We start from the raw sequence: 12,560 nt of genomic DNA, 5'->3' as shown, positions 1-12,560 counted from the left end.
GACACGCATCGAGAACAGAGATCTGAGTTGAGCGCCAGTGGGACCACCCCCCGGCCGGGACTTCGCGAGGTGTTTGCGGATCCGGGGTACCGCCGGTTGTGGTCGGCCCGGACGGTGTCGCAGTGGGGGGACACCTTCAACTTCGTTGCCCTGGCGCTGCTGGTCTACGACCTGACGGGTTCTGGGCTCGGTGTCAGCGGGGTCGTGGTCGCTGAGATCCTGCCAGTGCTGATGCTCGCGCCCTTCGCGGGCCCGTGGGTGGACCGGTGGCCCCGGGTGCGGGTGATGGTCGGCTCAGACCTGTTCCGACTGGTCCTGGCGGTCGTCTTGGCGGTGTGGCACGACGCCCCGGTCGGGGTGTACGCGGTCGCGTTCGGGATGTCCGTCGGCGCGGTCTTCTTCAACCCCGCCGCGTCCTCGGTCCTGCCGGCGCTGGTGAAGAAGGACGCACTGGTCGCCGCGAACAGTGGCATCTGGACCGCCGCGGTCCTATCGCAGGTCGTGCTCGCGCCGTTCGCGGGTCTTCTGGTCGTGGCGCTCGGCTACGGTCCAGCCTTCGCCGTCAACGCCCTCTCCTACGCGATCAGCGCCGTGGTGCTTCGCGGCCTACGAGTGCCGGGGCCTCTGGGACAGGTGCAGCGGCGCCGGTTGCTGGCCGAGGCCCGGGAAGGTGTCGCCGTCCACGTGCGCCATCGCCTGCTTCGTGCCCTCGCGGTGGGGCAGTTTCTCGCCGCGCTCTCGGCGGGCGCGACCAGTGCGTTGCTGGTCGTCCTCGCCGAGGAACAGCTCGATCTCCGAGGACGCGGCTACGGGCTGCTCGTCGCCGCGATCGGGGTCGGAGCGGCCCTGGGCCCGCTCGTCCTGCTCCGGTGCGTCCGTAACCCGGCCCGCCCACTTTTCGTATTCGGCCCGTACGGCCTCCGAGGGGTCGTCGACCTGGCGCTCGCCTCGGTCACCGCCGTGCCCGTAGCGGCTGGCGCGCTGGCCCTTTACGGGGTCGGCACCTCCACCGGCGCGGTGACGTTCAACTCTGTGCTCCAGGCCGAGACGCCCGAGCAGGTCCGTGGACGCGTGTTCGCGGCCATGGATGTCCTCTGGCAGGGCGGCAGGTTCCTATCCCTAGCGGTCGGGGGCACGCTGGCGGACCTGTACGGCATCGAGGCGGTCTACTTCCTCGGCGGTGCGCTCCTGCTGGCCGCCGCGGCCGCAGGACTGGTCGCGAACCGGGGCGATCCCACCACGTGAGAGCGACGGACTCACAGCACAACCGGCGGACTCACCGCCCGCAGGACCCGACACCGGTGCCTACTACTATGTTACTTCGTACCCAGGGATGTCGTCCCCGTCGCACTGCGGGACGCAGATTGAGAAGGGCTAGACATTGGCCAAGAAGGCAGAGGCCCGCGAAAGCCATAGGGCGCGCGTGGACCAGCTACGAAAGGATCAGCAGAGGGCGGAGCGCAGACGCACGATCCTGGTCGTGGCGGCCTGTGTTGTGGTGGGAGCCGCGATCATCGGATCGGCGGCGTATCCATTGGTCAAGCGAAGTCGGGCCCAGAGTCAGTTCAATGGCAAGGCCCTGGATCAGATCGGTGCGGCAGCCTCCTCTGCAGGTTGCCAGCCTGTCGCGACGCAAGACGCGACCGGTAGCACGGATCATCGGCAGGTTGGTACGGCGATCACGTACTCCACTGCCCCGCCGGCTTCTGGTCCTCACTGGGCGGTGCCCGCACCTTTCTCGCAGAAGTTCTACACCGGGCAGGACCGGCCCGCAGTCCCGACGCTGGTGCACAACCTGGAGCACGGCTACACGATCCTGTGGTACGACGAGCGTGTCGCCAAGGACACGGAACAGGTCGCTGAGGTTCGGGCGATTGCGAGGGTTTACGAGAAGGACGGTGGCGGCGCCGGCAAGTTCATCGCCGCTCCCTGGACTGCCAAGGACGGCGACCCGTTCCCTGGCCGCGCGCATGTTGCCTTGAGCCACTGGTCTGCGGGCACGGGCGGTTCAGCGGCCCAGGCCGGGGTTCTGCGGTACTGCTCGAGGGTTAGCGGCGAGACGGTCAGCACCTTCGTCAAGCGGTATCCCTTCTCGGACTCGCCGGAACCGACCGCTGGTTGATCGTGTCTTTGATGAGGACCCTGAGCCGACACCATTGTGCCCAGCGTCCACCTCGCGAACTCGCATACCGACTCGTTCGGCTCCTGGGGCGACTGGCGCCGGCTCTGGGGCTGGCAGTATTGGTGCTGGTCGCAGTTCCCGCAGCTCCCGCGTCTGCGCACGCGACGCTCCTGTTCACCACCCCCACGGTGGACGGAGCGGTGCCGCATTCGCCGGGTCAGATCCAGCTGGTCTTTGACCAGCCAGTCATCCCCTCGGCCTCTGGCATTCAGTTGACCGACGTTCATGGGGCCAAGTTGCGGGTCGGGATGCCGACGGCGAAGGGTCAGACGTTGACGGCTCGGGTGCTGGCGACCCTGCCGGTGGGCGAGTACACCGTGCATTGGCAGGGGATCGCGCGCGACGGTGACGCGATGCTGGGTGAGTTTCACTTCGCTGTCGGTTCGGACTCCGGTCTGACCGTCGGTGCCGGCGCGACCTCAGGGACTCAGGGTCTGGGGGTCACAGCACTGTTGAGGTGGATGTTGTTCGCGGGCTTAGCGCTGGGCCTGGGTGGACTTGTTGGCGACGTAATCGCCCGCCGCGACGCTGAGCTCCGCTCGGTGTCGAGGACGATTCGACCGTGGCTGGTAGGGGGCACGGGTGTCGGGCTGGTAGCCACGCTGGGGCTTCTCGTCGCCCTTGCGGGGAATGGCTCAGTGCTGCGGGGTCTCGGGAGCCCCGATCTCGGACACTTGTTGACCACCGTGCCCGGACGGGTTGCAGCCGTCGAAGTGCTGGCGTTCGCTATTGCCGCCGTGTTGTTCGTCACCCGACAACGGTTGCTCGGTGGCGTGGTTCTGAGCCTCGTCGCCGTCGCCGAGGGGTTCCGCGCCCATCCGCAGGCCGTCGTCCCCGGACTGGGCGCGGTCCTGACCGGGGTGCATCTGCTGGCAGCAGCCGTCTGGGTGGGCGCCCTGGTGCACGTGCTGCGGGTGGGGTACGCCGCGCGGCGGCGTGGGCTGCGGGCGGCGCCCATTGTGGCCGCGTATGCGCGGCTGGCTGTCTGGTTGTTCCTGGCGGTGGTGGTGTCGGGCACCGTCTCTGCCGTGCTGCTAATACCTGGCGACACCTGGGTGCATACGTTGTTCGGCACCGGATACGGCCTGTCGCTGGTGGTCAAGCTGGTCATGGTGGCGGCCGTCGCAGCGTTGGCTGTTTCTGCCCGACGCAACCTGCGAGCACGCCCCGACCGAGCGCAGCCCGGCGCCGCAGCCCGGTACGAGGCGGTCGGTCTGGTGGTTGTCTTGGGGTTGTCCGGGCTGCTCACGGCGCTTGCCCCTCCGGTCCGGGAGAACGGTCCGCTGCCGTTCCCACCACCACCGGTGGGGCCAACCGAATCCCTGGGTGCACGAGCCGGGTGGATCGGCATCGGGACGACCCTCAGCAAGGGACAGCTCGTGGTCCGCCTGACCACCCCTGACCTGAACAAGTCCGTGTTGCAGGGCAGTGACGCCCACTACGAGCTGGTCGGCAACGTCGCTGGGCCACGAGGTGGCGAGCCGAGCGAACTGTCCTTCCGGGCATGCGGGGCGGGATGCTTCGTGGCTCCCGCCGGCTGGGCGCGGGGTTCGAGCACACTCACGCTGAAGGCGTCTTCGGACCGGTGGCAGGGCGGAAGCACCGCGATCCCGATCAGCTGGCCCGGTCGACCCGCCCCGGGACGCCTGCGGGACCTCGTCACCACGATGCGTCGGGTTCCCGCGTTCACCTTGCACGAGCAGGTCACGAGCAACACGAACCAGGGCGCGGGCCGACTCAACCGGCTACCGATGTCAGGTGAGGACTTCCTCAGCCGAGAGCCCTACGGAAGTGGATCAGCGCCCACGGTGGTGCTGCTCGAGGAGCGTGCTGGCGAGACGACCTTGGCGCTCGCCTACCCGGGGGAGGGCACCTACGTTCGTCTCACGGTCGATCGGGATGGGCGGATTCTGCGGGAGACGTTGTCGGCCGCCAACCACCTCACCTCGCGCACCTTCGTCTACCCCGAAGGTGACGCCAGCGGGCACTGACCGGCTCAGGGATTGGCCACCCGGTCGAGCAAGGAGTCGAGGTCTCGCGCCGCGAAGGCGCCGATGTGACGTTCCACGACAGCGCCGTCGGCGCCGATGACCACGGTCACCGGCAGGCCCGGGATCCGTAGATGCTTGACCAGGGTCGCGTCTATATCCGACAGCTGGGGATAGGTGACGCCCACCTTGGTCAAGAACGCGGCGGCCACCTCGGCGCCGTCGGCGGTGTCCACCCCGATGAACTGGACCCGTTGGCCGTCCCGGGTGTGGGCGGCCTGCAGGATCGGCATCTCCTTGCGGCACGGCCCGCACCAGGACGCCCACAGGTTGACCAGGACGGGTTTCCCGTGCAGCCGCGACAGGTCCACCGATGGACCTCTGATCAGGCACGACAATGGCGTCGAGGGTAGGTCGGACTGGGGATTTGAGCGAGCGGGTAGCACAAGCCGGGGAAGCAGGCCGCACGACTCCACGCCCCGAATGCGAACAGGATCCTGCTTTCTCATGGGCTGCTCGGCCGAGTCGTAGTCGCGACCCGATACCGAGGAGTCGGGCGGTGCGGCGCATGCTGTCAACGTCACCAGCAGCGCCAACGGCAGGCATGCCAGTCGGAAGCGACGTCGCGAGCATGGCGGGTCGGCGTTGGCGCGATGAGAGCGTTGAAGATGGCTGCTGCGCATGTTCGTTTCGGACAGGGGGTCCGTCGCGACCCGCTTGGATGATGTGCCGTCTACGATACGGCATAGTAGGAGTGCGTCGGGGTTCAACCTCCCCGCTCTGTGCGTGATGGAAGCCGGGGAGGACACATGAGAGTCAATCAAGGGCGTGGTCGCGGCGCTGGTCTGGCCATCGTGGCCGTCGCGCTCCTGGCCTCTGCGTGCGGGGGTCCAGGGGGCTCCTCCCAGGACAAGGGGTACGTCGAGGGCGTCGGTGTGGTGCAACAGATCAAGCCCGTCGACCGGGTCAAGCTCCCTCTGGTTCAGGGGCGGACGCTGGAAGAAGGGCACTTCGAGAGTCGCGACCACCGAGGCAACGTGCTTGTCATCAACGTCTGGGGATCATGGTGCGCGCCGTGCCGCGCCGAGGCCCCCGTCCTGGGGTGGGTCTCCTCGGAGACCAAGGTGCAGGGCGTCCGGTTCGTTGGAATCGATGTGCGGGACAACGATGCTGCCGCCATCGCTTTCGAGCGCCGGTACAAGATCACCTACACCAGTATCGCCACGGCGGACGCTGGGCAAGCGATCCTGGCATTTGGCTCAATGCTTCCTCGCAATGCCATTCCCAGCACCTTGGTCGTCGACCGAGAAGGTCGGGTCGCGGCTCGAGTCGTCGGCCGAACCACGTACGCCACTCTGCATGCGCTCGTCTCGGACGCCGTGGCGGAAGGTCGGGGTGGCACGTCGAAACAATGATCCCGGGCGGAACGCGAACGGACGGGACAGCCATCTACGATGTAGAGTAGTAGTTACAGGAGAAGGCCTTCCGAGTGCCTTCCTCGACAGAAGGACGATCCCATGGCCCAGCTTCTCTACCCCCTCGCACTCCTCGCCTGCCCCGTCGGAATGGGCCTGATGATGTTGATGATGATGCGCGGCGGCAAGTCCACCGACACGGCCGCCCAGGACCCCGCCCGTACCAGTGCCGACGAACTGACGCGCCTGCGTGCTGAAGTCGACCAGCTGCGCGCAGAACAGCGGGGCAACAACGCCAGCTCGAGCACCTATTCGACGGGTGCCGGACCTGTGGATCGCGGCTAATGGAGACACTTCTCCCGGTCGGGGTTACCGCGGCCGCCCTCGTGCTCACCTACTTCACCTGCCTTCGGCCGATGCGACGCGGTCACTGCATGATGATGCCCAGCAGGCATGAGTCCGTCGAGAACTGCGCCGTCTCGGACGAGGCCGCACGGCTCCGCGCCGAGATCGCGGCCCTGCGAGGCGAGAACGTGGACGACGCCACCGCGGATCCAAGCCCTACGCGCTAGCAGTTGGTTTCGCGCGCGAGGCGCCTGGCAACCGTATCCATCACAGAAAGGAGCCGTCATGCGTCGGTTCCAGACTCCCTTACAAGTGCAGCTCGCCCCCTCCGGGCGTCTCGACCAGACGCCTATGCGCGCGAGCGGCAGCTACGGCCCCGCAGCCCCTGGGCGGAAGCGTTGAGCGACTTGAGTACGGCGAATGCCGGCGGGATGAATCAGTGGGTGGCCCGGACCGAGACCGTGTTGGCGGCCTTCCCGGCATGGTCTGCGGGGGTGCGCTGTCTGGATCTGACCGAGGAGTTGGGCGAGCTTGCTCGCGCGATCCTGATCGCGGAGGGCCGCAAATCGGCCACCGAGAGCGAAGAGCCTGTCGCACAGGCTCTCTGCGGGGTGTTGTTTGATGTCTTCGCTCTTGCCCAGCACTACGGGGTCGACCTGGACACCGAGTACGGCAATCAGGTGACTATGTTGGCCGCCCGGCGCGCGGCGAGCTGAGGAGGGGGCACCTCGTGACCCGTCTACGGCTCGTCCACAGCCGGAAGTCGCACCAGGAAGGACGCCCCCGCTGCGGGGCGGTTGTGTGCGCTGACCTCGCCTCCGTGCGCGTGCACCAGTGCGGCCGCCACAGCGAGTCCGATACCCGACCCGCCGGTCCGGACCTCGTGGCCCGGTAGAAGCGTCCAAAGACGTGCGGGAGGTCCGCTGCTGCGATCCCTGGGCCGTCGTCGTCCACGCCGAGCTCGACCCATCCGTTTGCGTGTCGCGTCAAGACGGTCACGGATCCCCCTTCGGGGACGAACTTCGCGGCGTTGGTCAGCAGTTTGGTGACGACCTACTGCAGTCCCACGTCGTCGCCTAGGACGACGGTCGGTTCCGTGGCTAGGACCAGGTTCAACCGCTGGTCCTCGAACCGGTGCCTGAGTCCTGAGGCGGCTCTTTCGACGATGTCGGCGAGATCGACGGTGACGCGGCGTAGATCGAACTTGACACGGTCGGCCGACGTCATCGTCTCCAGGTCAGCGGTGAGGCGACCAAGACGCAGCGTCTCGTCGTGCAAGGAGTCGAACACCGCCGGGCCCGGCTCGACGACACCGTCCTGCATCGCCTCGACTTGGCTACGAAGCACCGCCAACGGTGTCCGCAGCTCGTGTGCCACGTCCGCCGCGAACGCACGGCGTACTGCGTCCTCTCGTGCGACCGAATCGACGAGGTCGTTGCAGGCCCGGGCCAATTGTGAGACCTCGTCATCGCCGGGCACCTCGGCTCGTCGACTGCGGTCACCGGCTTGCAGGTCTCGAGCGGCGTGGGTGAGCTCGGTGATCGGTCGGACCGTGCGACGGGCGACCAGCACGCCGGCACCGACGCCGATGGTTCCTCCCATCAGTGCCCCGAGGGCCAGGAGCCAGTTGACGGAGCGACGAAATCCCTGATCGACCAGGGGGACCGTGCCTGTCGGCTGCGCGACCAGGAGTTCCCCGATCTCTCGTCCGCGCAATGTGAGGGGGATGTTCTTTTGAGGAAGGAGAGGGCCGGCCGCGGTCATCTCGCGATGCATTCGTGCCATCCCGGGTCCCATCGCGCTATCGGCCAGGGACCATACCGGCCTCCATGACGGGTCGACGAGGCGTACTTCGGCACCGGTCATCGCAATCGCCGGGGCCAGCTGGTCGAGCCGGGCGGCCTGCCATCCCCGCCCTGGCGTGTAGGCAGAGGTGAAGGCGCTGGCCAACTGGCTCTCACGAGCTGCGCGTTGCTGGCCCAGGTAGGTGTCGAACCGGCCACCGAACGCAAGGTTGATCAGGATCGCGGTCAGCAGTGCCGATCCGAAGCCGATCACGACGAACGCTGCGGTCAGCCGCCGCGCGAGGCTGCTAGTCATCGGCGGTCTGGTCGAACTTGTAACCGATGCCGGGCACGGTTCGGACGAACTGGGGGTGGCGGGGATCGTCGCCGAGCTTGCGTCTGAGGTTCTTGACGTGTGCGTCGACGGTCCGCTCGTAGCCGTCGTAGTCATCGCCTTGGAGGCGGGTGACGAGCTCGAACCGGGACCAGGCGCGCCCGGGGCGAGAGGTGAGCGCGGTGAGCAGATCGAACTCTGTTCGGGTGAGCTCGACCACCACGGTCTCCAGGGTCACTTCGCGGCTGTCCTGGTCCACGACCAACCGCCCCTGCCCGTAGGACACCTGAGCGGATCGGAAACCTCCCGCTCGACGCAGGACGGCCTCCACCCGAGCGACGAGCTCACGCGGGCTGAACGGCTTGGTGACGTAGTCGTCGGCACCGAGCTTGAGGCCCGCGACGCGATCTCCCTCGCTTGCCCGCGCGGTCAACATCACCACCGGCACATCGGAGGTGCGACGCACCGGCCGGAGAACCTCTTCTCCCGGCAGGTCTGGAAGTCCCAGGTCCAGCACGACGAGATCGGGCTGGAGCCGTCTGGTGATGTCGACGGCGCCATTCCCGGTCCCGCTGTCGAAGACCTGATCCCCCTCGCGCTCCAGGTAGGCGCGCACGAGGGATCTGATCTTCGGCTCGTCGTCGACGATGAGGATCGTTCCGGTGGCCATGCCGTGATTATCTCGTCGCTGAGGGCGTAGGGACCGACTCGTGGTGGTCGACAGAGCGATCCTGCAGCAGGTCGTCCCTGTCGGGTGTGGACGCTGCCCCGTCACCCGGCTGACGGCGGCCGGAGATCAGCAGGTAGGCGCCCACGGCCACTAGGACCAGGGACCACAGCTGCGGTTGGGTCATCCCCAGGATTACCTCGTTGTTGATGCGCACCTCCTCGACCAGGAACCGCGCGGCCCCGGACAGCACCGCGTATAGCCCGAAGACCGCCACCGGTGCGATGCGCTTGCGCACCCGCCACAGCAACCCGGCGAGCACGGACGCGAACGCCGCTTCGTACAGGGCGGTGGGGTGAACCGGGGCCAGCGTCGGCATCGTCCCGTTGGGGAAAGCCATCGCCCAGGGGAGGTTCGCGGGTTTGCCGTAGGTGCCGTCACCGGCCAGAAAGCATCCGATTCGTCCGATGCCGTAGGCCAGGGAGATCGGGGCCGCGACGATGCCGGCGAATTGCCCTAATGGGAGCTGGTAGCGCCTGGCCATCACGACCACGGTGGCGACGCCGGCGGTCAGGCCGCCGTACCAGGTGAACCCCGAGGAGCCGAAGTCGTGCCGGGTCAGATCCCCGGCGTGCTCGACCAAGTTGTAGAGCTTGCCGCCCGCGAAACCGAGCACGGTCGCGGCCAGCACCATGTTCCAGGCGCGCTCAGGGTCCCAGCCGAGCCGCCGGAACTCACGCCCCAGCAGGTAGGCCGCGACCAGAGCGGCCAGTGCTTTGCTGGCCCCCTAGCTGTCGATCGGGAAGCTGAAGATCTCGAACAGGACCGGTCTCACGTGGACCCTTTCCCGTGCCGCTGAGTCGTGACTACTTGGAGCCGGGCGTCATCGGTCGCATCCGGTGCATTCCCTAGTGACCGTGGGCCGGCATCGCGCCAGACATCCCACCCATCTTGGGCATGTCGCCCATCGCGTCCGACATGAGCGTGCGCATCTGCTTGCCCATCTTCGGGTCGTCCATCACCTTCGACATGGACTTGGTCATCTGCTCCTGGGACTGCTTGCTGCCCATCATCGAAGACATGCCGGATCGTGACGGGGAAGCGGTGTCGTGCGTGCCGGCGGTGGCCCAGGCAGGAATGCCCACCAAGGCAGCCCCTGCCAGTACCCCTGCTGCCACCTGTGCCAGTGAACGGCTCGCCATCTCAGTTTCCTTTTCATCACTTACGTGCGGCTCGGTTCGAGCTGCTTGACGTCTACGACCATGTCGCGCCGGTGTGAAGAAACGATGCGATTGCTGTGCGTTCCTAACGCCGCTTCCAGGAACCTGGACTCAGGTTCGCCAAGAACACGGGTCTGCCCGACCGGGGACGGCTTGGACGGGTCCCGGCCGCAGCAGTGCGGCCCAGGTCAGTGCAGCCTGTGTCCGCTCGCGCAGACGGCGTGGGAACGGTCAGGCGGCCAGAGAGACGGGGCAGTAGCCCGCAGAGACCACTGCGACCGCCGGCGCTGCCGCAACAAGGAGGGGCGTCATCACGATCAGAGCGACACCAGCCAGGGTAGCCAGTCTTCGCGGGTGGCTCAGCGGGGCCGCAGGGTCGGCAAGACGGCGGACGCGCCTCAGGGCGGTCGAGCCGCCGGCCCCTAGCGCACCGGCCGGAGTGGATCCCTCAGCCAACCGGACCAGAGCCGTAGCGAGCGTCAACCGGCCTACCGTGCGCGTAGCAGCATCATCCGCGGCCATCTCGGTGAGACGGGCGACCTCGTCCTCTGCATCGCGGAACGCTGGAACGAACGGGAACGCGGTCCGCAGTGAGGCCGCGCACTGGATCACCAGGTGATGCCGTCCGCGTAGGTGCGCGCGCTCGTGGGCGACCACGGCGGACATCTGCTCGGGGTCGAGAGCATCCTGGGCTGCGGTGGTGATGACGATACGAGCGGCACGACCGGGGACGCAGTAGGCCGCACAGGAGGCGTGGTCGAGGACAACCACATCCAGGCCGTCGTCAGGCCTAGCGATCAACGAGAGCTGGGTGCGCTGCCGGGCCCGTCCGGCACGGGCAGTGCGCCACGAGCCGACCAGGCACTGCGCAACTCGGCCGAGGACCGCGAGGGACAGCAGGAGCCCGGCCGTGCTCACCACAGCCCCGCCGGGGGTCGAGTACTGAGCGCGCAACAACATGACACACGTGTCGAGCAGACCGGCGAGGTCCGAGCTCACCAGCGAGACCGGCATCGCCAGGGAGAGGCCGGCCAACACCACCGAGGCGACTATTGACCCCGAGAGGGCCTGCCAGGCCACGATGCCCAGCCGGGGGGAACGCTCGGCCCACCGAGTCCGACGCAACAGCGACGCCCCGACGGTGCCGGCGAGCACCGCGTAGGCGATCAACACGAGGAACGCGATCATTGGGTCGGGTCTTTCTTGCGGCCCCGCCCCGAGATCACGGCCCGAAGGGTGGCGAGCTCCTCGGGGTCGATCTGTTGCACGAAGTGCATCAACGTCGCCGAGCGGTCGCCGCTGGAGGCCAGGACCTCCTCCATGAGCTCTGCAGTGTGCGCCTCGCGGGACTGGGCGGCGCTGTACCGGTAGGCACGGCCCTCGCGGTCCCGGACCAAGAGAGCCTTGCGGTGCAGGTTGTCCATCACCGTCATCACGGTGGTGTAGGCAATGGTGCGGTCCCGCTGCAGGTCCTCGAGGACCTCGCGCACCAGCACCGGGCGGCCCAACGACCACACCCGGTTCATGACCTCAGCCTCGAGCTGCCCTAGCTGACGCATAGATCCCCGCTCCTAATGCGCGGACCCGCGGCCGTGTCCGCAATTCCTATAGGCCATAGTAGATCATCTGGGTCGACCAGGCTCGCGATCGCCGTGATCGTCCCACGCCCTCTTCGTCAAGGTCACATTCTGTAGAGCGAGGTTGACACGTGATTGCGCTTGAGTCCATGGGTGCCGGCGCCCAGCAGGTTGTCCTGGACGGTCCGCTCATCCTTGCCGGCCTGATCGCGGTCGTGGCAGGCGCACTGTCGTTCTTCTCCCCGTGCTGCCTCCCGTTGGTTCCCGGCTACCTTTCCTACGTCGCTGGCCTCGCCGGGAGCGAGATCGCCGCCACGGGCAACGCAGATCCAGACCCGGCGTCGGGGGCGGTCGCGGTCAAGACCCGGGCATCGACGCGACGGCGAACGGTGTGGGGCGCCTGCCTGTTCGTCGCTGGTTTCGCCGCGGTCTTCACCAGCTACGGAGCCTTGTTCGGCTCCTTCGGTGGGTTGCTGATCACTCACCAGGAGACCCTCATTCGGGTCCTGGGCGTCGTCACCATCCTGGTTGGACTGGTCTTCACTGGCCTGCTGTGGCGACTGCCGCTGGCGGGTCGCACGTTCCGCCTCGCCTACCGACCCCGGGCCGGTCTCGCCGGCGCGCCCCTCGTCGGCGTCCTGTTCGGCCTGGGGTGGACCCCCTGCATTGGACCGACGCTCGCAGCTGTCCTCACCCTCGCCACCAGCTCGGCGGGCGCCGGACGCGGCGCCGCACTGTCATTCGCCTACAGCGCCGGCCTCGGCATCCCCTTCATCGTGGCCGCATTCTCGATGCACCGGTTCATGCGTTCCGTCGGGTGGGCACGCCGCAACGCCCGAGCCGTTACGCGCACCGGCGGCGCCTCACTCATCCTCCTCGGACTGCTTCAGCTCACTGGAGTCTGGACGGACCTGATCTCGCGCACGCAGGGGCTCATTTCCGGGTGGACCCTGCCGCTGTGAGGCCGAGCCCGACCTGTGAATGATTGGTTCGGGCCGCATTACTGACCACCGAACAAATTGCCACCAGAAGCGGCTGGTAAATGTAT

14 protein-coding genes and 1 pseudogene are annotated in these 12,560 nt (G+C 67.5%); 7 read left to right on the top strand and 8 right to left on the bottom strand.

What is annotated here, in order from left to right; all coding sequences use genetic code 11:
• The first annotated feature begins 27 nt into the window (after nucleotides 1–27).
• From ACYVDA_RS19890 to ACYVDA_RS19880, 3 genes are all read left to right on the top strand, one after another.
• The gene (locus ACYVDA_RS19890) at nucleotides 28–1,245 is read left to right on the top strand and encodes an MFS transporter (protein WP_460820259.1); all 1,218 of its coding nucleotides are present in this window, start codon (nucleotides 28–30) and stop codon (nucleotides 1,243–1,245) included.
• Nucleotides 1,246–1,381: 136 nt separating this feature from the next.
• Nucleotides 1,382–2,122: a DUF3105 domain-containing protein gene (locus tag ACYVDA_RS19885; RefSeq protein WP_460820258.1), complete on the top strand. Its 741-nt coding sequence runs from the start codon at nucleotides 1,382–1,384 to the stop codon at nucleotides 2,120–2,122.
• 11 nt (nucleotides 2,123–2,133) lie between these two features.
• Nucleotides 2,134–4,173: a copper resistance CopC/CopD family protein gene (locus ACYVDA_RS19880; protein ID WP_460820257.1), complete on the top strand. Its 2,040-nt coding sequence runs from the start codon at nucleotides 2,134–2,136 to the stop codon at nucleotides 4,171–4,173.
• 5 nt (nucleotides 4,174–4,178) lie between these two features.
• On the opposite strand, the gene ACYVDA_RS19875 is transcribed toward ACYVDA_RS19880, so the two are convergent.
• On the bottom strand, nucleotides 4,179–4,541 hold the full coding sequence (locus tag ACYVDA_RS19875) for a TlpA family protein disulfide reductase (RefSeq protein ID WP_460820255.1): 363 nt from the start codon (nucleotides 4,539–4,541) through the stop codon (nucleotides 4,179–4,181).
• A gap of 567 nt (nucleotides 4,542–5,108) precedes the next feature.
• Between ACYVDA_RS19875 and ACYVDA_RS19870 the strand changes: the two genes are divergently transcribed.
• The 3 genes from ACYVDA_RS19870 (at nucleotide 5,109) to ACYVDA_RS19860 (ending at nucleotide 6,646) form a co-directional block, all read left to right on the top strand.
• Complete coding sequence (locus ACYVDA_RS19870; protein ID WP_460820254.1) at nucleotides 5,109–5,585, top strand: TlpA family protein disulfide reductase; 477 nt, start codon at nucleotides 5,109–5,111, stop codon at nucleotides 5,583–5,585.
• 102 nt (nucleotides 5,586–5,687) lie between these two features.
• Nucleotides 5,688–5,930: a hypothetical protein gene (locus tag ACYVDA_RS19865; protein ID WP_460820253.1), complete on the top strand. Its 243-nt coding sequence runs from the start codon at nucleotides 5,688–5,690 to the stop codon at nucleotides 5,928–5,930.
• 398 nt (nucleotides 5,931–6,328) lie between these two features.
• A complete protein-coding gene (locus ACYVDA_RS19860; RefSeq protein WP_460820252.1) occupies nucleotides 6,329–6,646 on the top strand; it encodes a hypothetical protein in 318 nt (105 codons plus the stop codon).
• A 23-nt stretch (nucleotides 6,647–6,669) separates the two neighbouring features.
• On the opposite strand, the pseudogene ACYVDA_RS19855 reads toward ACYVDA_RS19860, so the two are convergent.
• From ACYVDA_RS19855 to ACYVDA_RS19825, 7 genes and pseudogenes are all read right to left on the bottom strand, one after another.
• Nucleotides 6,670–6,971: pseudogene (locus tag ACYVDA_RS19855) on the bottom strand (sensor histidine kinase).
• Between the two features lie 12 nt (nucleotides 6,972–6,983).
• Nucleotides 6,984–8,030: a HAMP domain-containing protein gene (locus ACYVDA_RS19850; protein WP_460820251.1), complete on the bottom strand. Its 1,047-nt coding sequence runs from the start codon at nucleotides 8,028–8,030 to the stop codon at nucleotides 6,984–6,986.
• Nucleotides 8,023–8,718, bottom strand: a complete 696-nt coding sequence (locus ACYVDA_RS19845) for a response regulator transcription factor (RefSeq protein ID WP_460820250.1) — start codon at nucleotides 8,716–8,718, stop codon at nucleotides 8,023–8,025. Before ACYVDA_RS19845 ends, ACYVDA_RS19850 begins: the two co-directional genes overlap by 8 nt.
• A gap of 7 nt (nucleotides 8,719–8,725) precedes the next feature.
• Nucleotides 8,726–9,487: a prolipoprotein diacylglyceryl transferase gene (locus ACYVDA_RS19840; protein ID WP_460820281.1), complete on the bottom strand. Its 762-nt coding sequence runs from the start codon at nucleotides 9,485–9,487 to the stop codon at nucleotides 8,726–8,728.
• 136 nt (nucleotides 9,488–9,623) lie between these two features.
• Nucleotides 9,624–9,797, bottom strand: coding sequence for a hypothetical protein (locus ACYVDA_RS19835; protein ID WP_460820249.1), 174 nt, complete (start codon nucleotides 9,795–9,797; stop codon nucleotides 9,624–9,626).
• Nucleotides 9,798–10,166: 369 nt separating this feature from the next.
• Complete coding sequence (locus tag ACYVDA_RS19830) at nucleotides 10,167–11,123, bottom strand: M56 family metallopeptidase (RefSeq protein ID WP_460820248.1); 957 nt, start codon at nucleotides 11,121–11,123, stop codon at nucleotides 10,167–10,169.
• Nucleotides 11,120–11,494 carry a BlaI/MecI/CopY family transcriptional regulator gene (locus ACYVDA_RS19825; RefSeq protein WP_460820246.1) on the bottom strand — a complete coding sequence of 125 codons (375 nt, stop codon included), beginning with the start codon at nucleotides 11,492–11,494 and terminating at the stop codon, nucleotides 11,120–11,122. The genes ACYVDA_RS19830 and ACYVDA_RS19825 overlap by 4 nt, the downstream gene beginning before the upstream one ends.
• A 167-nt stretch (nucleotides 11,495–11,661) precedes the next feature.
• On the opposite strand from ACYVDA_RS19825, the gene ACYVDA_RS19820 reads away from it, so the two are divergent.
• A complete protein-coding gene (locus ACYVDA_RS19820) occupies nucleotides 11,662–12,474 on the top strand; it encodes a cytochrome c biogenesis CcdA family protein (protein ID WP_460820245.1) in 813 nt (270 codons plus the stop codon).
• The last annotated feature ends 86 nt before the right edge of the window (nucleotides 12,475–12,560 follow it).

The organism is Nocardioides korecus (assembly GCF_054778395.1).
Note: the sequence above shows the minus strand (reverse complement) of the source record. Positions and strands in the feature narration are given on the sequence as shown.

Coding starts and splice junctions, on each gene's coding strand:
- ACYVDA_RS19880 (WP_460820257.1), top strand. CDS start 2,134: ATGAGGACCCTGAGCCGACACCATTGTGCCCAGCGTCCACCTCGCGAA.
- ACYVDA_RS19865 (WP_460820253.1), top strand. CDS start 5,688: ATGGCCCAGCTTCTCTACCCCCTCGCACTCCTCGCCTGCCCCGTCGGA.
- ACYVDA_RS19820 (WP_460820245.1), top strand. CDS start 11,662: ATGGGTGCCGGCGCCCAGCAGGTTGTCCTGGACGGTCCGCTCATCCTT.
- ACYVDA_RS19830 (WP_460820248.1), bottom strand. CDS start 11,123: ATGATCGCGTTCCTCGTGTTGATCGCCTACGCGGTGCTCGCCGGCACC.
- ACYVDA_RS19835 (WP_460820249.1), bottom strand. CDS start 9,797: ATGTCTTCGATGATGGGCAGCAAGCAGTCCCAGGAGCAGATGACCAAG.
- ACYVDA_RS19845 (WP_460820250.1), bottom strand. CDS start 8,718: ATGGCCACCGGAACGATCCTCATCGTCGACGACGAGCCGAAGATCAGA.
- ACYVDA_RS19850 (WP_460820251.1), bottom strand. CDS start 8,030: ATGACTAGCAGCCTCGCGCGGCGGCTGACCGCAGCGTTCGTCGTGATC.
- ACYVDA_RS19825 (WP_460820246.1), bottom strand. CDS start 11,494: ATGCGTCAGCTAGGGCAGCTCGAGGCTGAGGTCATGAACCGGGTGTGG.